General features: G+C 60.8%; 20 protein-coding genes. 8 read left to right on the top strand and 12 right to left on the bottom strand.

Annotated features, from left to right (window positions below):
* The first annotated feature begins 74 nt into the window (after positions 1 to 74).
* Positions 75 to 830: a substrate-binding periplasmic protein gene (locus tag DOCECA_RS20690; protein WP_420766337.1), complete on the top strand. Its 756-nt coding sequence runs from the start codon at positions 75 to 77 to the stop codon at positions 828 to 830.
* A gap of 140 nt (positions 831 to 970) precedes the next feature.
* On the opposite strand, the gene DOCECA_RS20685 is transcribed toward DOCECA_RS20690, so the two are convergent.
* The 4 genes from DOCECA_RS20685 to gpmI form a co-directional block, all read right to left on the bottom strand.
* Positions 971 to 1750 (bottom strand): divergent polysaccharide deacetylase family protein, encoded by a 780-nt coding sequence (locus DOCECA_RS20685; RefSeq protein WP_434608269.1) that lies wholly within the window; start codon positions 1748 to 1750, stop codon positions 971 to 973.
* A 1-nt stretch (position 1751) separates the two neighbouring features.
* On the bottom strand, positions 1752 to 3068 hold the full coding sequence (locus DOCECA_RS20680; RefSeq protein WP_434608266.1) for a S41 family peptidase: 1317 nt from the start codon (positions 3066 to 3068) through the stop codon (positions 1752 to 1754).
* 32 nt (positions 3069 to 3100) lie between these two features.
* Positions 3101 to 4393: a murein hydrolase activator EnvC family protein gene (locus tag DOCECA_RS20675; protein ID WP_420766334.1), complete on the bottom strand. Its 1293-nt coding sequence runs from the start codon at positions 4391 to 4393 to the stop codon at positions 3101 to 3103.
* Positions 4394 to 4665: 272 nt separating this feature from the next.
* On the bottom strand, positions 4666 to 6195 hold the full coding sequence (gene gpmI, locus DOCECA_RS20670; protein ID WP_434675750.1) for a 2,3-bisphosphoglycerate-independent phosphoglycerate mutase: 1530 nt from the start codon (positions 6193 to 6195) through the stop codon (positions 4666 to 4668).
* A 152-nt stretch (positions 6196 to 6347) separates the two neighbouring features.
* Between gpmI and DOCECA_RS20665 the strand changes: the two genes are divergently transcribed.
* The 3 genes from DOCECA_RS20665 to secB are packed head-to-tail and all read left to right on the top strand — an operon-like array spanning position 6348 to position 7538.
* Entirely contained in the window at positions 6348 to 6761 is a 414-nt protein-coding gene (locus DOCECA_RS20665; protein WP_420766332.1) for a rhodanese-like domain-containing protein, read from the top strand.
* Between the two features lies 1 nt (position 6762).
* Positions 6763 to 7017, top strand: a complete 255-nt coding sequence (gene grxC, locus DOCECA_RS20660; RefSeq protein ID WP_434608259.1) for a glutaredoxin 3 — start codon at positions 6763 to 6765, stop codon at positions 7015 to 7017.
* A 38-nt stretch (positions 7018 to 7055) separates the two neighbouring features.
* On the top strand, positions 7056 to 7538 hold the full coding sequence (gene secB / locus DOCECA_RS20655) for a protein-export chaperone SecB (protein ID WP_420766331.1): 483 nt from the start codon (positions 7056 to 7058) through the stop codon (positions 7536 to 7538).
* 145 nt (positions 7539 to 7683) lie between these two features.
* On the opposite strand, the gene trmL is transcribed toward secB, so the two are convergent.
* Positions 7684 to 8139, bottom strand: coding sequence for a tRNA (uridine(34)/cytosine(34)/5-carboxymethylaminomethyluridine(34)-2'-O)-methyltransferase TrmL (trmL, locus tag DOCECA_RS20650; protein WP_420766330.1), 456 nt, complete (start codon positions 8137 to 8139; stop codon positions 7684 to 7686).
* Here trmL and DOCECA_RS20645 point away from each other — a divergent pair.
* Positions 8138 to 8578: a hypothetical protein gene (locus tag DOCECA_RS20645; protein WP_434608255.1), complete on the top strand. Its 441-nt coding sequence runs from the start codon at positions 8138 to 8140 to the stop codon at positions 8576 to 8578. The genes trmL and DOCECA_RS20645 overlap by 2 nt on opposite strands.
* Before the next feature lie 505 nt (positions 8579 to 9083).
* Here DOCECA_RS20645 and ntrC read toward each other — a convergent pair.
* The 6 genes from ntrC to glnA form a co-directional block, all read right to left on the bottom strand.
* On the bottom strand, positions 9084 to 10520 hold the full coding sequence (ntrC, locus tag DOCECA_RS20640) for a nitrogen regulation protein NR(I) (RefSeq protein ID WP_420766328.1): 1437 nt from the start codon (positions 10518 to 10520) through the stop codon (positions 9084 to 9086).
* Positions 10517 to 11602 carry a nitrogen regulation protein NR(II) gene (gene glnL / locus DOCECA_RS20635; RefSeq protein WP_420766327.1) on the bottom strand — a complete coding sequence of 362 codons (1086 nt, stop codon included), beginning with the start codon at positions 11600 to 11602 and terminating at the stop codon, positions 10517 to 10519. Before glnL ends, ntrC begins: the two co-directional genes overlap by 4 nt.
* A gap of 254 nt (positions 11603 to 11856) precedes the next feature.
* The gene (locus tag DOCECA_RS20630) at positions 11857 to 12483 is read right to left on the bottom strand and encodes a DUF4124 domain-containing protein (RefSeq protein ID WP_445571001.1); all 627 of its coding nucleotides are present in this window, start codon (positions 12481 to 12483) and stop codon (positions 11857 to 11859) included.
* Positions 12480 to 12998 (bottom strand): DUF4124 domain-containing protein, encoded by a 519-nt coding sequence (locus DOCECA_RS20625; RefSeq protein ID WP_434651196.1) that lies wholly within the window; start codon positions 12996 to 12998, stop codon positions 12480 to 12482. The genes DOCECA_RS20630 and DOCECA_RS20625 overlap by 4 nt, the downstream gene beginning before the upstream one ends.
* A gap of 135 nt (positions 12999 to 13133) precedes the next feature.
* Positions 13134 to 13691 carry a chorismate mutase gene (locus DOCECA_RS20620; protein WP_434649284.1) on the bottom strand — a complete coding sequence of 186 codons (558 nt, stop codon included), beginning with the start codon at positions 13689 to 13691 and terminating at the stop codon, positions 13134 to 13136.
* Positions 13692 to 13812: 121 nt separating this feature from the next.
* Complete coding sequence (gene glnA, locus DOCECA_RS20615; protein WP_014336114.1) at positions 13813 to 15219, bottom strand: type I glutamate--ammonia ligase; 1407 nt, start codon at positions 15217 to 15219, stop codon at positions 13813 to 13815.
* 328 nt (positions 15220 to 15547) lie between these two features.
* Here glnA and thiI point away from each other — a divergent pair, with 328 nt between their 5' ends.
* Both thiI and typA read left to right on the top strand, forming a co-directional pair.
* Positions 15548 to 17002 (top strand): tRNA uracil 4-sulfurtransferase ThiI, encoded by a 1455-nt coding sequence (gene thiI, locus DOCECA_RS20610; RefSeq protein ID WP_420766324.1) that lies wholly within the window; start codon positions 15548 to 15550, stop codon positions 17000 to 17002.
* A 134-nt stretch (positions 17003 to 17136) separates the two neighbouring features.
* Positions 17137 to 18957, top strand: coding sequence for a translational GTPase TypA (typA, locus tag DOCECA_RS20605; protein WP_420766323.1), 1821 nt, complete (start codon positions 17137 to 17139; stop codon positions 18955 to 18957).
* Between the two features lie 219 nt (positions 18958 to 19176).
* Here the strand turns inward: typA and DOCECA_RS20600 are convergent, their stop codons facing one another.
* The gene (locus tag DOCECA_RS20600; protein ID WP_024778075.1) at positions 19177 to 19614 is read right to left on the bottom strand and encodes a YkgJ family cysteine cluster protein; all 438 of its coding nucleotides are present in this window, start codon (positions 19612 to 19614) and stop codon (positions 19177 to 19179) included.
* A gap of 254 nt (positions 19615 to 19868) precedes the next feature.
* Here DOCECA_RS20600 and DOCECA_RS20595 point away from each other — a divergent pair, with 254 nt between their 5' ends.
* Positions 19869 to 22319, top strand: coding sequence for a glycogen/starch/alpha-glucan phosphorylase (locus tag DOCECA_RS20595; protein ID WP_445571000.1), 2451 nt, complete (start codon positions 19869 to 19871; stop codon positions 22317 to 22319).
* Positions 22320 to 22505: the final 186 nt, after the last annotated feature.

The raw sequence follows: 22505 nt of genomic DNA, 5'->3' as shown, positions 1-22505 counted from the left end.
GGCAAGTAACGACCGTAGACATGATTGCGGCCCTGAGGCACTCTTGGCTCGCCATGGATCTTCGGTAGTCAGACATGTTCAGACGTTTGGTTTTCTTTCTTGCCGGCACCGTGCTGTTGTTCATCAATGGGGCGCAGGCTCAAGAACATCGCGATGTCGGCGTGGTATTGCTGACGGAAAATTTCCCGCCATACAACATGGCCAAGAACGGCAAGAACTTCGCCCAGGACGAAAACATCCATGGCATCGCCGTGGACATCGTGCGCGAGATCTTCAAGCGCGCCGACATTACTTACAGCCTGACATTGCGCTTTCCTTGGGAACGAATCTACAAGCTCGCCCTGGAGAAACCCGGCTACGGGGTGTTCGTCACGGCGCGGTTGCCGGAGCGCGAGAAACTCTTCAAATGGGTCGGCCCTATCGGCCCGGACGACTGGGTCATGCTAGCCAAGGCAGACAGCAAAATTGCCCTAGACTCGCTTGAGCAGGCGCGTGAATACAAGATTGGCGCCTACAAGGGCGACGCTATTGCCGAGACATTGGCCAAGCAAGGACTCAAGCCTGTCGTCGTGTTGCGCGATCAGGACAACGCCAGGAAGCTGATCAGCGGCCAGATCGATCTGTGGGCCACCGGAGACCCGGCCGGGCGTTACCTGGCGCGGCAGGAAGGCGTGAGCGATCTCAAGACCGTGCTGCGATTCAACAGTGCCGAGCTGTACCTGGCGTTGAACAAGGACGTGCCGGACGATGTGGTTGCCCGACTCCAAGCGGCCCTGGACGAACTGCGCAAGGACGGTACGGTGGACGCGATCATGGCGCGGTATCTCTAAGCACTTCACCCGCCGCGCGGCCGCCATCGCGAGCAGGCTCGCCCCCACAATGGTTCTGCATCGGGCACAAGATTTGTGTTCACCGCAGATCCCCTGTGGGAGCGAACTTGCTCGCGATGGCGGCGACGCGGTTACCGTCGCTACCGATAAACCCCATCTTTCCCATGCCCGGCCATTGCTCGGTTGCTGCGCAGGCTGATCATCGATTTGATGTCGATCCATTCGATGCCCTGAGCCTTGAGCTTGGGTAGTTCGCGTTCGAGTACCGCCAGGGTCTGTGGGTAGGGGTGGCCGATCATCACGGCCGAGCCCTGCCGGCGGGCCAGGTCGATGGCGGTCTGGAGCTGATGGGCGATGGCTGCTTCGGTGCGCTCGTCATCCAGGAACACATCCCGCGACACGCTGGCGAGGCCGATTTTCTGGGCCTCGGCGCCGGCGACCGTCTGGGCGCTGGTGCGGCTGTCGACGAAAAACTTGTGCCGCTGTTGCAGGTTCGCCATCAACCACGCCATGGCCCTGGGTTGGGCGGTCATGCGGCTACCCATGTGGTTGTTGACGCCGCTGGTATAGGGCACTGCGGCAAACGCGGCGTCCAGGCGCTTGCCCAGTTCTTCGACAGGCAGTTCCGGATGCCAGGCGAACGGCCCGTTGGCCGGGTCCATGGGCATGTGGAGCATGACCAGTTTGCCGGCGCGATGGGCTTCGCGGGCAAGTTCGGCGGCATGGGGTGTGTCGGGCATGATCGCAGCGGTGACGGGCCCAGGGAGGGCCAGTACCCGGAGATCCCGAGGCAGGTTTTGCCCCAGGTCGTCGATAATCAGGCTCAGGTACGCCTTATGCGGCGAAGAAGGTGTAGCGGGCGCCGCGTTAACGGCTCCCGCCAGCAGGCACAGCAGGACGAAGGTAAACCGCCGGAACATCTCAGCGGCCGGAAGTGATGTTCAACCCCTTGAGCAAGCTCAAGGCCTGGGCCAACTGATAGTCGTCGTCCTGCGGCATTGGCTTGGCCTTGGCACCGGAACCGGTCGGCTTGTCGGCGCCGCCGTTGCCATTGCCCAAGTGACCTTGCAGGTCGGCTTCCTTGAAGTATTCGCTGTCCGCTTCGCTGGTGATCTTGGCCTTGCGCACTTCGATGTCCGGAACGATGCCCTGGGCCTGGATGGAGCGGCCGTTGGGGGTGAAGTACAGCGCGGTGGTGATCTTCAAGGCTCGATCGTTGTTCAGCGGCAACACGGTCTGCACCGAGCCCTTGCCAAAACTGGTGGTGCCCATGACCACGCCGCGTTTCTGGTCCTGCAGGGCGCCGGCGACGATTTCCGAGGCCGAGGCACTGCCGCCGTTGATCAGCACCACCAATGGCACGGCTTCGCTCAGGTCGTTGCCAGTGGCCGAGAAGCGCAGCTCGGAATTGGCAATGCGCCCCTTGGTGTAGACGATCAGGCCCTTGGTGATGAAGTGATCCACCACCTCGACGGCCGATTGCAGTACGCCGCCGGGGTTGTTGCGCAGGTCCAGAACCAGCCCGTTGAGCTTCTTGCCGTTGTCCTTGCGCAACTTGGCCAGGGCCTTGGCGACCTCTTCGCCGGTCTTGACCTGGAACTGCGTGATCCGGATGTAGCCGTAGCCCGACTCCAACAACTGGCTCTTCACGCTCCTGACCTGGATGACCGCTCGCGTGAGGGTCACGTCGAATGGCGTGCCGCCGTCGCGCACCAGCGTCAGGGTGATTTTCTGGCCGATCTTGCCGCGCATCTTGTCTACGGCTTCGGTCATGCTCTGGCCGCGTGTCGGCTGGCCGTTGATCTTGACGATGAAGTCACCGGCCTGGATGCCGGCCTTGGAAGCGGGCGTATCGTCGATTGGCGAGACGACTTTGACGAAGCCGTCTTCGCTGCCGACTTCGATACCCAGGCCGCCGAACTCGCCACTGGTGCTTTCCTGCAACTCGGCAAAATCCTCCGGCCCCAGGTAGGCCGAGTGCGGGTCAAGGTTGCTGAGCATGCCTTTGATGGCGTTTTCCAGCAGCTGTTTGTCATCCACGGGCTCGACGTAGGCAGCCTTGATCCGGTCCATGACCTCGGCGAAGGTGCGCAGTTCGTCCAGCGGCAGCGGAGCCTTGGTGGTCGCGGCGGTGGCGGCGGGTGCCGACGGGGCCGTTTCGGCGGCGAAGGCCAGGGGCGCGCCGATCACGAGGGCGATCGTCAGGGCCAGCGAGGTGAGGCGGGACAAATGCAGCATGTCGAACGAACTCCTTAATAGGATGGGCGCGCTTATCCTTGCGCACGACACCATTGGGCCGGGTCGCTGGGGCGACCCTGCTGACGAATAGCGAAATACAGTGCTGGCGTATCCTGCCCGCCACTGTTGCCGACCGTGGAGATGGACTCGCCGGCCTTGACCACATCGCCCGCCGCCTTGAGCAGCGTCTGGTTGTGGCCGTACAGGCTCAAGTAACCGTTGCCGTGGTCGAGAATCACCAACAGGCCGGCGCCGCGCAGCCAATCGGCAAACACCACGCGCCCGCCATGCACGGCGTGCACCTGGCTGCCGGCGGAGGCGCTGATCATCACGCCGTCCCACTTGGTGCGGGTATCGTCGCCGCGGGTTTCACCGAAGCGCGCAAGCAATCGACCATTGACCGGCCATGGAAGTTTTCCCCGGGCCGAACCAAAAGCACCGCCGAAGGTTTCTCCACCGCTGGAAACCAGCGTGCCGGGGCTCGATTTTGCAGGTTTGCGCGGCGCGTCGCCGGCGTCCGCGTCGGCCTGGGCTTCACGTAAACGCTTTTTTTCGGCTTCCTGCTGGGCGATCAGCGCTTTCTGGCGCGCTTCTTCAGCCTCTCGGGCCTGGCGGGCCAGTGTTTCCTCGATCGTCTTCAAGACGTTGGCCAGTTCGGCCTGGTCTTGCTCGCGGGCCTTGAGCTTGCTGTCGCGGGCTTTCACATCGTCATTGAGTTTGGCCAGGGCAACCTGGCGCTCCTTGCGGACTTTCTCGAGTTCTTCGCGCTGGGTGTCGAGACTGCTTTTCTGGACCAGCAATTGGGCTTGCTGCAACTCGATGTCTTTTTCGACATTGGCCAGTTGGCGCAGGGTTTCGTTGAAATTCTTGAGCTGTTCCAGGCGTGCCTGGCTCAGGTAGTCGTAATAAGTGAGGGTGCGGGCGAATTTCTCGGGGTTCTGCTGGTTGAGGAGCAGCTTGAGGTATTCCTGGCGACCGTTCTGGTAGGCCGCTCGGGCCTGGATCGCGATCAGCTTTTGCTGTTCAGTGCGCGCGCTCTGGAGTTTTTTTTTCTCTCCATCGAGCCGTTGCAGCTCGGATTCGCTTTTCTTCAGCTCTTTCTGCAGGGCCTCGACCTGCTTCTCCAGCTTGCCCATCTCGGTCTCGGTGCCGCGCAAGTCCTTCTGCACACTGGATTTTTCTTCCTGCAGCTTGCCCAGCAGTTTCTTCAGCTCGGCGATGTCCTGGCGCGTGGCTTCCAACTGCTGTTGGGTTTGCGCGCGCTCGTCGGCGAAGGCCGGTTGGAGCAGGCAGGTCAGGGCAAGGGCTATCAGGACGCGGAGCATAGAGGCGGGTGGCACCAGGGAAAGGGACGGCCTAGTATGCCCGCCCCACGCTGCAAAAAAAACGCCCATTTAGGGCTGTGTGATAACTGGCCGAAAAAACACCAAACCCCAATGTGGGAGCGAGCTTGCTGTGGCGAGGGAGCTTGCTCCCGCTGGGCTGCGAAGCAGCCCCTCGACAGTAGATCAGGCCAGAAGCCTTTGCGATGGCTGCGCCATCGAGCGGGAGCAAGCTCCCTCGCCACACAAGCTGTGCTCAAACCTGCGACGCTTCGTCAGACCAGGATCGAAGTCCCGGTCATCTCCGCCGGTTTCTCCATGCCCAGCAACATCAGCATGGTCGGTGCCACGTCAGCCAGCACGCCGCCGTCGCGGACCTTGAAGTCGCGCTTGCCGACATAAATGAACGGCACCGGCTCGGTGGTGTGGGCGGTGTGGGCCTGGCCGGTGGACTCATCGGACATTTGCTCGACATTGCCATGGTCCGCCGTGATCAGGGCTTCGCCGCCTACTTTTTCCAAGGCGTCGACGATGCGACCCACGCAGGTGTCCAAGCATTCAACGGCCTTGACCGCCGCCTCGAACACGCCGCTATGGCCCACCATGTCGCCGTTGGCGTAGTTGACCACGATTACGTCGTAGCGCTGGTTCTCGATGGCATCGACGATGCGGTCGGTCACTTCCGGCGCGCTCATTTCCGGCTGCAGGTCATAGGTGGCGACTTTCGGCGAGGGGATCAGGATGCGTTCTTCGCCCGGGAAGGGTTCTTCACGGCCACCGGAGAAGAAGAACGTCACGTGGGCGTACTTTTCGGTTTCGGCGATGCGCAGCTGGGTCTTGCCGTTTTTCGCCAAGTAGTCGCCCAGCACGTTGTCCAGGCTGCCGGCGGCAAAGGCGGATGGCGCGGGAATGCTGGCGGCGTATTGAGTCAGCATCACGAAGCCGGCCAGTTTCGGCTGGCGGGCGCGGTCGAATTCCTTGAAATCATCTTCGACAAATACGCGGGTCAGTTCGCGGGCACGGTCGGCACGGAAGTTCATGAACACCACGGCGTCGCCGTCTTCGACTTTTACCGGCTCGCCGAGGGTGGTGGCCTTGACGAATTCGTCGCTTTCGCCGCGTTCATAAGCCGCTTGCAGACCCTCTTGCGCGGTGGCGGCATGGAATTCGGCATTGCCGTCGACGATCAGGTTGTAGGCCTGGGCGACGCGGTCCCAGCGATTGTCACGGTCCATGGCGAAATAACGGCCGATCAGGCTGGCGATCCGGCCCTTGCCCAACGCCTTGAAGGTGTCGTCCAGTACTTTGATCGACGACTCGGCGCTCTTGGGCGGCGTGTCGCGGCCATCGAGGAAGGCGTGCAGGTAGATGTTCTGGGCGCCGCGCTTGGCAGCGAGTTCGGCCATGGCGACCAGGTGGTCCTGGTGGCTGTGCACGCCGCCGTCCGACAGCAGGCCCATGAAGTGCACGGCCTTGCCAGCGGCCACTGCTTTGTCCACGGCGGCGCAGATGGTGGGGTTTTCGAAGAAATCGCCGTCGCGGATCGACTTGGTCACGCGGGTAAAGTCCTGGTAAACCACGCGGCCCGCGCCGAGGTTCATGTGGCCGACCTCGGAGTTGCCCATCTGCCCGTCCGGCAGGCCGACGTCCATGCCGCTGCCGGAGATCAAGCCGTTCGGCACGGTGGCCCACAGGCGATCGAGCACAGGCTTCCTGGCCGCGTATACGGCGTTGGATTCGTGGCTGTCACTGTGACCGAAGCCGTCCAGAATCATCAGGACCAAAGGTTTAGGCGTGGTAGTCATGGAATCCACTCGTGGCTGGTTAAAAGAAGACGATGGAAAAGGGACGGGCAGTTTAAAGGTAAGTTCCGGTGCCGTCACCGCCGGGCGGGGTTTGGCCGGCCTTGCGTGCTGTGTATACTGGCCGACATTTTAACGCCCTGGAACCTCCTTCGATGGTTGCTCACCTGATTGAATTTGCCACTAACCACTACATTCTCGTCGGTATCTTCGTCGTACTGCTGGCTTTGCTGGTTGCCCACACGATGCAGGGCGGCGGTCGCAGCCTGAGCACTGGCGAGCTGACCGCGCTGGTCAACAAGGACGCCGGCGTCGTGGTCGATATTCGTCCGAGCAAGGACTACGCCGCTGGTCACATTGTCGGCGCGCTGAACATCCCTCAGGACAAACTGGTCGCACGCGTAGGCGAACTGGAAAAGCACAAGGCCAAGACGGTAATCCTGGTCGACGCCCAAGGCCAGCAGGCCGGGACCCTCGCCCGCGAACTGATGAAATCCGGCTTCACCGCCGCCAAACTGTCCGGTGGCGTTGCAAGCTGGAAAGCCGACAATCTGCCCCTGGTGAAGTGACATGCCCCACGTTGTTGTCTATTCCAGCGATTACTGCCCCTACTGCTCCCGAGCCAAGCACTTGCTCCAAAGCAAAGGCGTGGCTTTCGAAGAGATCAAGGTCGACGGCAAGCCGCAACTGCGCGCCGAAATGACCCAGAAGGCCCGGCGTACTTCCGTGCCGCAGATCTGGATCGGCGGCACTCACGTGGGCGGTTGCGATGACCTGTATGCCTTGGAGCGCGCCGGCAAGCTTGACGCGCTGCTCAAGGCTTGAATTCCTTATCAATAGAACTGAAGTAAGAAGGATCTGCGATGACTGACCAACAGAACACTGCTGCCACTGAAGAAGAAGCCGCACCGCAATTCTCCTTGCAGCGCATCTATGTCCGTGACCTGTCCTTCGAGGCCCCGAAAAGCCCGGCGATCTTTCGTCAGCAGTGGGAGCCGAGCGTGGCCCTGGACCTGAACACCCGTCAGAAAGCCCTGGAAGAAGATTTCCACGAAGTGGTGCTGACCCTGTCCGTGACCGTGAAAAACGGTGACGAAGTGGCGTTCATTGCCGAAGTCCAGCAAGCCGGTATCTTCCTGATCAAGAACCTCGACGCCGCTTCGATGAGCCACACCCTGGGCGCCTTCTGCCCGAACATCCTGTTCCCTTACGCTCGCGAAACCCTGGACAGCCTGGTGACCCGCGGTTCGTTCCCGGCCCTGATGCTGGCTCCGGTGAACTTCGATGCTCTGTACGCACAAGAGCTGCAGCGCATGCAAGAGGAAGGCGGCGCGACCGTTCAGTAATCCGTTCCATAGCCAGGCACAAAACCTGTGGGAGCGAGCCTGCTCGCGAAAGCGGTATGTCAGTCAGCAGTGAGTTGACTGATACACCGCTATCGCGAGCAGGCTCGCTCCCACAGGGGTTTCTGGCCCGGGATTGTCAATCTTGTTACCGGAAGCCGTTCTGCCGCCACGCCTCGTAAACCGCCACTGCTACGGTGTTGGACAGGTTCAGGCTGCGGCAGCCTTCGCGCATCGGCAGGCGCAGGCGCTGTTCCGCCGGCAGGGCGTCGAGCACATCGGCCGGCAGGCCGCGACTTTCGGGGCCGAACAGAAACGCATCACCGGCGACGAAACTGGCGTCATGAAACGGCCGTGAACCCTTGGTGGTGAACGCGAACAGACGTGGGTGCCCCAGGCTTTCCAGGCAACTGGCGAGGTCGGCGTGCCGCTGCAAAGTGGCATACTCGTGATAATCGAGGCCCGCGCGGCGCAGGCGCTTGTCGTCCATCTCGAAGCCCAGTGGTTCGATCAAATGCAGGTGGCAGCCGCTGTTGGCGCACAGCCTGATGACGTTGCCGGTATTGGGCGGTATTTCCGGTTGAAAAAGGATGACGTGAAACATGCACGGCTCCGCAGATAAAGATGAGCGGCATTCTACGCCGCAAACCGACCGACGTTCGAAGCTATTGCCTCGGGTGCTGGGCTCGCTGGCGATCTTCGGCATGATGGTCGGGCTAATGATCGGCCGTCTGACCACGCCTGACCCCAGTGCGCTGCAACAGATCGAGGCGGGCGATGGCGTGTTGGTAGCCTGGTTCAACAATGAACCCAAGCTCCACGGGGAAATCGTCGACGGCTCCGTGGCACTGTTGTTCCAGGCCGAAGGTCGACCGCAGAAGGGCCAGCTCAAGCTCAACGGCAAGGACGTGAATTGGCGGGTGCGGTTGAGTGACAAGGGGTTGTTGCTGACGCTGGTGGCGGCGCGTCCGTTGCGAGGGGAATGGGCCGGCAGCGAAGTCGATGACCGCTGGCGGCTGGAGATCCGTCTCCAAGAGCAATAAAAGAGGGAATCCCCGGCCTGCCTGTACCAAGGTTCCCAAAACGGGAGGGCTCGCGCTTGGCGCAGAGCCCTGGGTGTAAAGAAGGGAAACCTTGACCTGCCTGTATCAAGGCCCCCAAAACAGCGGGCTCGAGAGCCCGGTATAAAAGAGGGGAATCCCCGGCCTGCCTGTACCAAGGTCCCCAAAACTGGGTAGTGACCTAGCTATTGCAGGGGGCGTGCCAGTTTTAAACGGCTTGTCACGAAAACACTGCTGTGAATGAGCAAAGCCCCGTATTCCGGGGCTTTGGCTTTTGTGTGGGCTGGTTTTCCTAGCATGGTCCACCGGCTTTTGGCTTGTTACAGTGGGGCAATTGCAGCCCGCAGTGCATTGAAGCGGTGCACAAAACCTTTAAAAGCATCGCGAGCAGGCTGCTCCCACAGTAGCTCTGTGTCGTTCCCAAAACCTGTGGGAGCGAGCCTGCTCGCGATTGGGCCTTCAAATTCAGTGAAGGATCAAAGGCTGATCAACCCTCATCTCCCTCATCATCATCCCCACCATCGACCTTCATCCCCAATTCCTTGATCTTGCGGGTCAAGGTATTGCGGCCCCAGCCCAGCAGCACGGCGGCGTCGCGGCGGCGGCCGGCGGTGTGCTTGAGGGCGGTCTCGATCATGATGCGTTCGAAGCTCGGCACGGCGCTGTCCAGCAGGCTCGATTGGCCGCGGGCCAACGCCTGGTCGGCCCACTGGCGCAGGGCCTGTTCCCAATTGGTCACCGGCGCCGAATCTTGTGGCAGGCTCAACAGCTCGGGTGGCAGGTCGCTGATATGCACTTCGCGCCCCGAAGCCATTACCGTGATCCAGCGGCAAGTGTTCTCCAATTGGCGCACGTTGCCGGGCCATGGCAGGTTCTTGAGGTATTCCTCGGTTTCGCTCTTGAGCAGCTTGGGCTCCACGGCCAGTTCCTGAGCGGCGCGGCCAAGGAAATGCCGGGCCAGGGTCGGGATGTCTTCGCGGCGGTCGGCCAGGCGCGGTATGTGGATGCGGATCACGTTCAGGCGATGGAATAAGTCTTCCCGGAATTTACCGGCGTGGACCAGGGTTTCCAGGTTCTGGTGGGTCGCGGCGATGATCCGCACATCCACTTTGACCGGCGTATGGCCGCCCACGCGATAGAACTCACCGTCCGCCAATACCCGAAGCAGGCGGGTCTGGGTGTCGGCCGGCATGTCGCCGATTTCGTCAAGGAACAAGGTGCCGCCATCGGCCTGTTCGAAGCGTCCGCGTCGAAGGTTGGCCGCGCCGGTAAACGCACCTTTTTCATGGCCGAACAGCTCGGATTCCATCAGATCCTTGGGAATCGCCGCCATGTTCAAAGCAATGAATGGCGACGCCGCCCGGGGACTGTGACGGTGGAGGGCATGGGCAACCAATTCCTTGCCAGTGCCCGACTCGCCGTTGATCAGCACGGTGATGTTGGAATGGCTCAGGCGGCCGATGGCGCGAAACACTTCCTGCATCGCCGGCGCTTCGCCGATGATTTCCGGGGTGCGGGCCAGGGCTGGCACTTCTTCCAGGCCTTGTTGTTCCTGGGCATGCTGGTTGGCGCGCTTGACCAGGGACACGGCTTCGTCGACGTCGAACGGCTTGGGCAGGTATTCGAACGCACCGCCCTGGTAGGACGCGACGGCGCTGTCCAGGTCGGAATGAGCGGTCATTATGATCACCGGCAAGCGCGGATGCTGCTCGCGAATCCTCGCCAGCAGGTCCAGGCCACTGGCGCCGGGCATGCGGATATCGGAGATGATGACGTCCGGCTGCTGACGGGCCAGGCGGCTCATCACCCCATCGGCGCTGTCGAAGCTCTGGGTGGTCATGCCTTCCTGTTGCAAGGCTTTTTCCAGGACCCAGCGGATAGAACGGTCGTCATCGACGATCCACACGGTTTCACTACGGCTCATGTCGATGTGGCTCCTTGTTCCAGTGGCAGGAAGATCGAGAAAGTGGTGTGGCCAGGGTGGCTTTCACATTCGATCAAGCCCTGATGCTGACTGATGATGTTCTGGGTGATGGACAGCCCCAGCCCGGTACCGTCCGGGCGGCCGCTGACCATGGGAAAGAAGATGGTTTCCTGCAGCTCGGCAGGGATCCCCGGGCCGTTGTCGATGATTTCGATCTTGGTCACCAGGCGATGACGCACATGGCCGATGGTGAACTGGCGCATGGCGCGGGTGCGAAGGCTGATGCGGCCCAGGCGCAGCTCGTTCTGGCTGCTGATGGCCTGCATGGCGTTGCGCACGATGTTCAGCACGGCCTGGATCATCTGCTCGCGGTCGATCAGGACGTCGGGGATGCTCGGGTCGTAGTCGCGCACCAACGTGATGCAGCCCTGGCTTTCCGCTTCGACCAGGCTGCTGACGCGCTCCAGCACTTCGTGGACGTTGCACATCGCCAGGGACGGAAGCTTGTTCGAGCCGAGCATGCGGTCCACCAGGTTCCGCAGGCGGTCGGCTTCCTCGATGATGACGTTGGTGTAGTCCTTGAGGCTTTCTTCCGGCAGCTCACGGGCGAGCAACTGCGCCGCGCCACGTATGCCGCCAAGCGGATTCTTGATCTCGTGGGCGAGGCCGCGCACCAGCATCTTGCTGGTTTCCTGCTTGGACAATTGCGCCTCTTCCTTGGTGATGCGCAGCAGGCGATCACGGGGATGGACTTCCAGCAACAGGAGGGTGGCGTGGTTGTTCAGGATAGGCGTTACCGCGTAGTCGACGGTCAGGGTCTGGCCGGTCAGGGCGGTGAGCATGGCTTCGCGCTTGGTGAATGGGTGGGCTTGCTCGACGGCCTGGCGCAGGGAGTTGAGCGCTTCGGCGGATTCGGTAAACAGTTCGCTGATGAACTGCCCATGGCTGCGCTGGCCACTGACAGCCAAGAGCATCTCCGCCGCCGGGTTCATGTACTCAAGGCGCAGTTCGGCGTCGAGCAGGATGGTCGCGGTGGTGAGATTGTCGAGCAGCAAGCGGTGTAGTGCGTCGCTAATGGTCATCAGGACCTCTTTTAAAGCGTAGCAATTGGAGGCAAGCCCTCAAATTGCGCGCGCGATTAATGCGCTGATACCAGGAAAATGCAAAAACCAAACCAAGGCTCCGAAAAGAAGCGTTTAAAGCCTCAATCAGCCTTTGTACGCTCGTTTACGCGGCGTTCTGCCAGCGCTTTCGGGTATTTTCGAACCAAAATGGGTTGGTATCTGGGTAGGGCGTGCGGAGCCTGCACCAATATGGTGCTCCATCTCCAGGGGCATTAGAAGAACGGCAGGATGCTGCTTTCTTCTTCCTTGGGCTTGTCGGCGAGCGGGCATTCGGGACGTTGGCCGTAATCGGCCTTTGTACAAGGTTTGACGCGGCGCTTCTGTGCCAGGGACATGCGCTGCATGTGGAAGGGTTGGTTGGCGGTGCGTTCGACGATACGGTCTTGCTCATCGAGGATTTCAACCGCCAGTTGATGGCTGCCACGGTCGATATTCTTCAACGCGAATACCGGGCTGGGCCCTGCGGCGCCGGTGGGTTTGCCATCCAGCAGCAGGCGGTAGCGATGGCCTTTCTGCAGGCCGGGTTCGCTGGTGGCGGTGACGATCAGCTCCCCGGCGGTGCTGCGTATCGTGGCGTCCGGTTCGGGAATCAGCAGCCGGAGCATCTCGTAACGAAACAATGGTTCGGGTCGCGGTTCCTCCGGTGGCGCCGTTGAGGTTGTACCCGGGGGCGGCGCCTGCACCCGGTTGCCCGGTGATAGCTGCAGTTTCTTGGCATTGCCGGGGCGGGGCTGGTCGGTGAAGACACGATTGCCCTGGGCGTCGATGTAGGTATAGACCTGCGCCAGGCCCGGCGATGCGCTCAACAGCAGGGCTGCGGCGAGTAACCAGCGGCTCAAGGAACGTGTACCCGCTGCACGGTGAAGGTGACGGTTTCGCTCTGCTGCACCAGGCGCTCGCCGTCGATGACCTGGACTGCGAGGCTGTGCTCGCCGCGATCGATGTTCATCAATTGCAGCCGTGGCACATTGCTAGGCTGGCCATAGGGCTGGCCGTCCAGCAGCAACCTGAACAGATGGGGGCTTTGCAGGCGCGGTTGTGTCCGAACGCCGACGGTGAAGGTGCCATTGTTGGCGCGCAGGGCCTCATCGGTTGGAATGTCGGTCAGTTCCAGCAGGTCGTAGGCGTTGCGCGGCGCGTCGTTGTTTTGCGCAGGTGCGGGCGTTTCCGGGGTGGTCGGAGCCTGGGTTTCAACGCTGTTGAGCGGCGGCAACTCCACCGCCTGGGCCGGCACGCCGTCGGGCGGCTGGTTGCTGTAGGCGGTGTTGCCGTTGGCGTCGGTGTATTTGTAGATCTGCGCGGCGGCGGGCAGCGTCAGCAGCAACAAAAAGAAGATTGATAAACCACGACCCATGGAAAAATTGACCGAAAACAAGAGGTGATAGTTGCAGCATAGGTCACGGAGAGCGGTTGGCCAAAGTGTTGCGCCCAGCCCAGAGTCCGCCTCATCGCGAGCAAGCTCGCTCCCACAGGGAAAGGGGGTGTGGCCTCAGGGTTTTATGGATATACACAGTCCGCCGGTTGCCCGGATCAGGGCCAGCCGGTGCACCGGGTGCTGTTTGTTGTGGTGGGTGGCCTGGGCCAGCCATTGCGGGCACTGTGGATCGGTGCGGTAGGGCGCGAAGTCGGCCAGTTGTTGCAGCAGGCGTTTTTGCAGGCGGTCGAGTTTAGGGCGGATCTCGCCTACCAGGTCCGGGCGCGGCAGGTCTGGCGCCTTGCCGTCCAGGGCCCAGTCGGACAAGTTGATGTATTGGACCAGTTTGTTGGCTTCTATCTGGGCGGCGAAAAACGCCTCCACCGTCTCGCCGTTCAGCTTGTAGGTGGGCGCCTGGGCCACGGCGGCGGCAATGACTTCGCGCTCGCGCGGACGGTCCTCTACGGGTTTGCCACTGTCCCATTTGCTCAATGCCACTTGATCTGCGATCAGCAGGCGTTCGCCGATGGCATTGAGCAACGGCGTCAGGGCGTCGGGGGCGTTGCTGGCCTCGGCTGTGGAACACAGCAGTGCGGCAGACAGGGCGAGGCAAATCTTCAAGCGGGAAGTCATTGGCGATCTCGTCTTGTAAGGGAAGCGGCGCACCATCATGCACGCATCCTGCGCCCATAAAAAAGGCCTCCCGAAGGAGGCCTCTCTTTAGTTCACGCCGTGCGTGGCGGCGCTTACTGGATCAGCAGCTGTAGTACAGCTCGTATTCCAGTGGGTGTACGAAGGTGCGAACCTTGATTTCTTCTTCGCTTTTCAGTGCGATGTAAGCGTCGATGAAGTCATCGCTGAATACGCCGCCCTTGGTCAGGAACGCACGGCCCTTGTCCAGCTCTTCCAGGGCTTCTTTCAGGCTGCCACAAACCTGTGGGATTTCCTTGGCCTCTTCAGGCGGCAGGTCATACAGGTTTTTGTCAGCGGCATCGCCAGGGTGGATCTTGTTCTGGATACCGTCCAGGCCGGCCATCATCAGTGCAGCGAAGGCCAGGTATGGGTTGGCAGCCGGATCCGGGAAGCGCGCTTCGATACGGCGGGCTTTTGGGCTGTTAACGTAAGGGATACGGATCGAGGCGGAACGGTTGCGAGCCGAGTAGGCCAGCATGACCGGGGCTTCGAAGCCTGGTACCAGACGCTTGTAGGAGTTGGTCGACGGGTTGGTGAAGCCGTTCAGGGCCTTACCGTGCTTGATGATGCCACCGATGAAGTACAGGGCAGTGTCCGACAGACCGGCATAACCTTCGCCAGCGAAGGTGTTCTTGCCGTCCTTGGAGATCGACATGTGCACGTGCATGCCCGAACCGTTGTCGCCGTACAGAGGCTTCGGCATGAAGGTCGCGGTGCGGCCGTAGGCGTCGGCAACGTTGTGTACGCAGTACTTCAGGGTCTGGACTTCGTCAGCCTTCTTCACCAGTGTGTTGAATTTCACACCGATTTCGTTCTGGCCGGCAGTTGCCACTTCGTGGTGGTGAACTTCGACGGTCTGGCCCATTTCTTCCAGTGCGTTGCACATGGAGGTACGGATTTCGTGGTCGAAGTCGAACGGTGGAACCGGGAAGTAGCCGCCTTTGATACCTGGACGGTGGCCTTTGTTGCCGCCTTCCACGTCCTGGTCGGACATCCACGAACCTTGTTCGGAGAAGATCTTGAACATGGAGCCGGAGATATCGGACTTGAACTTGACCGAGTCAAAGATGAAGAACTCAGGCTCTGGACCGAAGAAAGCGGTGTCGCCGATACCGGTGGACTTCAGGTATTCCTCGGCGCGGTGGGCAATGGCGCGTGGGTCGCGGTCATAACCTTGCATGGTCGAAGGTTCGATGATGTCGCAGACCAGGATCAGGGTCGGCTCTTCGGTGAACGGGTCCAGGACGGCGGTTTCGTCGTCCGGCATCAGGATCATGTCGGAGGCTTCGATGCCTTTCCAGCCGGAGATGGAAGAACCGTCGAACATCTTGCCGATTTCGAAGAATTCGTCGTCCAGCGCATCACGGGCCGGCATGGTCACGTGATGTTGAGTGCCTTTGGTGTCAGTGAAGCGCAGATCAATCCACTTGACGTCATGATCTTTGATGAGTTGAACCGACTTCGACATATGTCCTCCGGGTGGCTTCGGGCGGGTAGTGGAGTGCCCTTAGATATGGGTGATGCCGGCGCGAATACTCTGCCAAGGCAACCTGCCTCACAAGGGAGCAAATTGCATGCCAGTGCCCCACCATGGGTTTTTTGCACCAAATCCACGCTTTTACAGGCGCAAATCAAAGATTGTCAGACAATAACGCACTGCAATGTGGCGCCGTTAATCGATAATGACCCGTTTTGGTGCATGCAAAACCATCTGCACATAAACTGGTTAAACCTTGAGCAATTTCCGCTATAATCCGCGCCCCCCTTTTTCGGCTGGCCGTTCGCGCGCTGTTTTCATGAAACTAATCGTAAAAGTCTTCCCCGAGATCACCATCAAGAGCCGCCCGGTACGGATGCGTTTCATCCGCCAGTTGGCCAAGAACATCCGTGCCGTGCTCCGTGACCTGGACCCGGCCGTGGTGGTGAACGGTGTGTGGGACAACCTCGAACTGGAAACCCGCGTCAGCGAACCCAAGCTGCTGAAGGAAATGACCGAGCGCCTGAGCTGCATGCCGGGCATCGCGCATTTCCTGCAAGTTGACGAGTACCCGCTGGGGGACTTCGACGATATCCTCGCCAAGTGCATGCTCCATTATGGTGATGCACTGGCCGGCAAGATTTTTTCGGTCCGCTGCAAGCGCGCCGGCAAGCACCCGTTCAGTTCCATGGACGTGGAACGTTATGTCGGCAGCCAATTGCGCCGGCAGTGCGGCGCCGCCGGGATCTCGCTGAAAGATCCGCAGGTTGAAGTGCGCATCGAAATTCGCGACCAGCGGTTGTTCGTGATCCACAGCCAGCACGACAGCATCGGCGGTTACCCGTTGGGGTCACTGGAGCAGACGCTGGTGCTGATGTCCGGTGGCTTCGATTCCACCGTCGCCGCTTACCAGATCATGCGTCGCGGCCTGATGAGCCATTTCTGCTTCTTCAACCTCGGCGGGCGCGCCCATGAGCTGGGCGTGATGGAAGTGGCGCACTTCATCTGGAAGAAGTACGGCAGCTCCCAGCGCGTGTTATTTGTGAGCGTGCCGTTCGAAGAAGTCCTGGGCGAGATTCTCGGCAAAGTCGATAACAGTCATATGGGCGTCATTTTGAAGCGTATGATGTTGCGTGCCGCGACGAGCATCGCCGACCGCCTGCACATCGACGCGCTGGTGACCGGCGAGGCGATTTCCCAGGTATCGAGCCAGACGCTGCCGAACCTGTCGGTGATCGACTGCGTGACCGAGAAACTCGTGCTGCGCCCGCTGATCGCCAGCCACAAGCAGGACATCATCGACACGGCGAACGAGATCGGCACCGCCGATTTCGCCCGGCACATGCCCGAGTACTGCGGGGTCATTTCGGTCAATCCGAAGACGGCGGCCAAGCGCGGGCGCGTGGAGCACGAAGAGAAAGAATTCGACATGGCGGTACTCGAGCGCGCGATCGAGAACGCCAGGCTGGTACCGATCGATCGGGTCATCGACGAATTGGGCCAGGACATCCAGATTGAAGAAGTCGGCGAAGCGCTGGCCGGTCAGATCATCATCGACATCCGTCACCCGGACGATGCTGAGGACGACCCGCTGAGTATCGCCGGCGTCGAGGTACAAACGATGCCGTTCTATGCAGTGAACGCGCGTTTCAAGGAACTGGACCCTACTCGCCAGTACCTGCTGTATTGCGACAAAGGCGTGATGAGTCGCCTGCATGCTCACCATTTGCTCAGTGAGGGGCATGCCAATGTGCGCGTTTATCGACCGAGCTAAGTGCCCGGGGCTGTTTGCCTGTGGCCTGCGTCACCGGCCCCCCGACGCCGCCGACACGCTGTAACTGTCGGACTCTACTGTAAATCGCTGCCACGACCTGTCAGCACACCGAATCCTCTGATCGAGATACACAAGTGATCGAAAATCTACGCAACATCGCCATCATTGCTCACGTTGACCATGGTAAGACCACCCTGGTAGACAAACTCTTGCGTCAATCCGGCACCCTGGAGCGCAACGAGCTCAACGACGAGCGCGTGATGGACTCCAACGACCAGGAAAAAGAGCGCGGTATTACCATCCTGGCGAAAAACACCGCCATCAACTGGAACGGCTACCACATCAACATCGTGGACACCCCGGGCCACGCCGACTTCGGTGGTGAAGTAGAGCGCGTGATGTCGATGGTCGACTCCGTGCTGCTGCTGGTTGACGCCCAGGACGGCCCTATGCCGCAAACCCGTTTCGTGACCAAGAAGGCCTTCGAAGCCGGCCTGCGTCCGATCGTGTGCATCAACAAGGTTGACCGTCCAGGCGCGCGTCCGGACTGGGTTCTGGATCAGATCTTCGACCTGTTCGACAACCTGGGCGCCACCGAAGAACAGTTGGACTTCAAAGTCGTCTACGCCTCGGCCCTGAACGGCATTGCCGGTCTGGACCACACCGACATGGCTGAAGACATGACCCCGCTGTACCAGTCGATCGTCGACAACGTACCTGCACCGGCCGTTGACCGTGACGGTCCGTTCCAAATGCAGATCTCGGCACTGGACTACAACAGCTTCCTGGGTGTGATCGGTGTTGGCCGTATCGCCCGTGGTCGCGTCAAGCCGAACACCCCGGTCGTGGCTATCGGCGCCGACGGCAAGCGCCGCAACGGTCGTATCCTGAAGCTGATGGGTCACCATGGCCTGCATCGCGTTGACGTCGAAGAAGCTGCCGCCGGCGACATCGTCTGCATCAGCGGTATGGACTCGCTGTTCATCTCCGACACCCTGTGCCACCCGGACACCGTTGAAGCGATGAAGCCGTTGACCGTCGACGAGCCGACCGTTTCCATGACCTTCCAGGTCAACGACTCGCCATTCTGCGGTAAAGAAGGCAAGTTCGTGACGTCCCGTAACATCAAGGAACGTCTGGACAAAGAGCTGCTGTACAACGTTGCACTGCGCGTTGAAGAAGGCGACTCGGCTGATAAGTTCAAGGTTTCCGGCCGTGGCGAACTGCACCTTTCGGTACTGATCGAAACCATGCGTCGCGAAGGCTTCGAAATGGCTGTAGGCCGTCCGGAAGTGATCATCCGTCTGGTTGACGGCGTGAAGCACGAACCGTTCGAAAACGTCACCATCGACCTGCCGGAAGAATCCCAGGGCAAGGTGATGGAAGAGATGGGCCTGCGTAAGGGCGACCTGACCAACATGGTGCCGGATGGCAAAGGCCGTGTACGTCTGGAATACAACATCCCTGCTCGCGGTCTGATCGGTTTCCGTAACCAGTTCCTGACCCTGACCAACGGTGCTGGCATCCTGACCTCGATCTTCGACCGTTACGACGTGATGAAGTCGGGCGACATGTCCGGCCGTCAGAATGGCGTTCTGGTATCGGTTGAAACCGGCAAGGCACTGACCTACTCCCTGGAAACTCTCCAGGCGCGTGGCAAGCTGTTTGTCGAGCACGGCCAGGAAATCTACGGCGGCCAGATCGTTGGTCTGAACAGCCGTGACAACGACCTGGGCGTGAACCCTACCAAGGGCAAGAAGCTCGACAACATGCGTGCTTCGGGTAAAGACGAAACCATCGCCCTGGTTCCACCTGTTCGCTTCACTCTGGAACAGGCCCTGGAATTCATCCAGGATGACGAGCTGTGCGAAGTGACGCCTAAGTCGATCCGCCTGCGCAAGAAGATCCTGGACGAAAGCGAGCGTACCCGCGCCGCCAAGAAAGCCAAGGCCTGATTTAGCCCAGGCTGAATGAAAAACGCCCCCGGTTGTGAGACCGGGGGCGTTTTTTTGTGCCTGGGATTTATGTGGCGCCTTCCAGGGCCCCTTCGCGAGCAAGCTCGCTCCCACAGGGGAGCTCTATTCGGCGCAAATTTTGCGTCAGGCACAGATTCCTTGTGGGAGCGAGCTTGCTCGCGATAGCGGTAGGCCAGTCACCGCTAAACCATCAGTCGATCAAAACCGATCCAACGTCCGAGGATTGCGCTCGCGCTCCACTTCCTTGGGCTTGTACGCGCAATAACCCGGCCGTGGCCCGACCCGTGGATGGTTGCGGCAGGTGTCCGGGCGCTTCTCGTAGATGGTGCACAGCCGGCTCTTTCGGTCCAGGTACAGGCAATCGTTGTTGCTCATGCGTTGCAACGTGAAGATTTCCGATTTCTGGTTGTAGCGCTCGACGATCCCTTCCTTTTGCAGGCGCTTGGCGATGTTCTTCGGCGGGTCGCCCAGTTCGAACTCATCGACGATGCCAATCCGGATCAGATCCTTGATCTTCACCTCCACCGGCAGCGTGCAGCAGCTCGACACGCAGGAACCGCACATCGGGGCGGAGTACTTGGCCCAGGTATCGAGTCGGTCGATCTCCGCGGCGGCGATCAGGTTGGGCTTCATCATCGGCGTGTACCAGCATGCATCAGGGCGCGCGATCATACCGGGACTGGTGAAATTTTGAACGACCATCTGCCGGTTTTTTTTGCGTCCCGACAAAACCCGCCCTTACCGGCACGGCCCCTGCATTCATTCGTCCATCGGCAATTCCTTGGCGACGATTCTCCGGCGCCGACGGAAAAACCACCGAACCAAGAGCCTTTACCGTCTGTCAGACCGACTAGGCTCAGACAATTCCATGCTCGTTCGAGGTCTCATCAATGACTCAAGAACCACTTGTTCGCGAAGCTGAGGTTGCGGCATTTCGCGACGCTGTGTTGACCAAACTCACTTATGCCGTCGGCAAGGATCCCGATCATGCGTTTGATCACGATTGGTTCGAAGCCATCGCCCTTGCCGCCCGCGACCACATGGTCGAACACTGGATGGACCACACGCGGCAGATTTACCGCAAGGGCCAGAAGCGTGTCTATTACCTCTCCCTGGAATTCCTCATCGGCCGCCTGCTCTACGACAGCCTGAGCAACCTCGGCCTGCTGGACACCGCCCGCGAAGCGCTGACCGAGCTGGGTGTCGACCTGGAACGCATTCGCCTGCTGGAGCCCGACGCGGCCCTGGGCAACGGCGGCCTTGGCCGTCTGGCGGCGTGCTTCATGGAAAGCATGTCGACACTGGGTATCGCCGGTCATGGCTACGGTATTCGTTACGAACACGGCTTGTTCCGCCAGGCGATTGTCGATGGCTGGCAACAGGAGCAGACCGAGCACTGGCTGGATTTCGGCAACCCCTGGGAGTTCGAGCGGCCTGAAGTCGTCTACCCAATCGGCTTTGGCGGCAGCGTCGAAACCGTCACCGACGAAGCCGGCAAGACTCGCCAGGTGTGGTCCCCGGCCGAAACCGTGCGGGCCATCGCCTATGACACGCCGGTGGTCGGCTGGCGTGGCGCCAGCGTCAATACCTTGCGCTTGTGGCGCGCCCGGGCCATGGAAGAGCTGCACCTGGAGCGCTTCAATGCCGGCGACCACCTCGGCGCCGTAGCCGAAGTGGCCCGGGCCGAAAGTATTTCCCGCGTGCTGTATCCGGCCGACAGCACCGAGGCCGGCCAGGAGCTGCGCCTGCGCCAGGAGTACTTCTTTGTCGCCGCTTCGCTGCAGGACTTGCTGCGTCGTCATCGCAACATGCACACCTCGGTGCTGACCCTGGGCGATCACGCGGCGATCCAGCTCAACGACACGCACCCGTCCATTGCCGTGGCCGAGCTGATGCGCCAATTGGTGGACGTCTACGATGTGGCGTGGGACGCGGCCTGGCAGATCACCCAGGACACACTGTCCTACACCAACCACACGTTGCTGCCTGAGGCCCTGGAAACCTGGCCGGTAGGGTTGATGGAGCGCATGCTGCCTCGGCACATGCAGATCATCTACCTGATCAACGCCCAGCACATCGATTCGCTGCGGGCCAAGGGCGTGCATGATTTCGACGTGCTGCGCTCGGTGTCGCTGATCGAGGAAGACAACGGTCGCCGGGTGCGCATGGGCAACCTGGCGTTCCTCGGCTCCCACAGCGTCAACGGCGTGTCCGGGTTGCACACCCAGTTGATGCGCAGCACGGTGTTCTCCGAGCTGCACAAGCTCTATCCAGAGCGAATCAACAACAAGACGAACGGCATCACTTTCCGCCGCTGGCTGTTCCAGGCCAACGCCGAATTGACCTCGATGATGGTCGACGCTCTGGGGCCAGGCGTGCTCGACAACCCCGAGGAACGGCTGATCGAGCTGGAACCGTTCGCCGACAAGCCGGCGTTCCGCAAGCAGTTCGCCGAGCAGCGGCTGCACAGCAAGAAAGCCTTGGCCTACTTGATTCACGAGCGCCTGGGCATCGCCGTCAACCCGGCGGCGATGTTCGACGTGCAGGTCAAGCGCATCCACGAATACAAACGCCAGTTGCTCAACCTGCTGCACACCGTGGCGCTGTACCAGGCGATTCGTGCCGAGCCGGAAGTGGACTGGGTACCGCGGGTGAAGATCTTCGCCGGCAAGGCCGCCGCCAGTTACCACCAGGCCAAGCTGATCATCAAGCTGACCAACGACATCGCCCGGGTGGTGAACAACGACCCGACCGTGCGCGGTCTGCTCAAAGTGGTTTTCCTGCCCAATTACAACGTCAGCCTGGCCGAAAGCATCATTCCGGCGGCGGACTTGTCGGAGCAGATTTCCACCGCCGGTTTCGAGGCGTCGGGCACCAGTAATATGAAGTTCGGCCTCAACGGCGCGCTGACCATCGGCACCATGGATGGCGCTAACGTAGAAATGCACGAGCGCGTCGGCGATGAGCACATGTTCATCTTCGGCCTGACCGCCGAGCAGGTGGAAGCGCGCAAGCGCAACGGTGAGTTCAGCGCCGCGCCGGACATCGCCGCCTCCCATCGCCTCAACGATGTGTTGCAGGCGATTCGGGGCGGGGTGTTCTCCCCGGACGATCCGATGCGCTACACCGGATTGGTGGATTCGCTGGTGGACTACGACCGCTTCCTGGTCTGCGCCGATTTCGACGCCTACTGGAACGCCCAGGCGAAGGTCGAAGAGAAGTGGCACGACTCCAAGCAATGGTGGCGCTCGGCGGTGCTCAACACCGCGCGCATGGGCTGGTTCTCCTCGGACCGGACCATTCGCGAATACGCCACCGATATCTGGAAAGCGCTGGAATAACGCTTGCGAGAAATGTGAGCGAAGCCCAACGACGGTTGGGCTTCGTCGATATACTAAGCGCCTGATTCGCCGGGTTGTGAAGCCGGATTCAGTACTGGAAGCGCCAACGATCCACTGTGGGAGCGAGCTTGCTCGCGATAGCGGCATGTCAGGCAAGATCACTGTCGCCCGAAACGACGCCATCGC

It is taken from the genome of Pseudomonas sp. E102, assembly GCF_052660185.1.
This window is presented reverse-complemented; position numbering and strand designations above follow the sequence as displayed.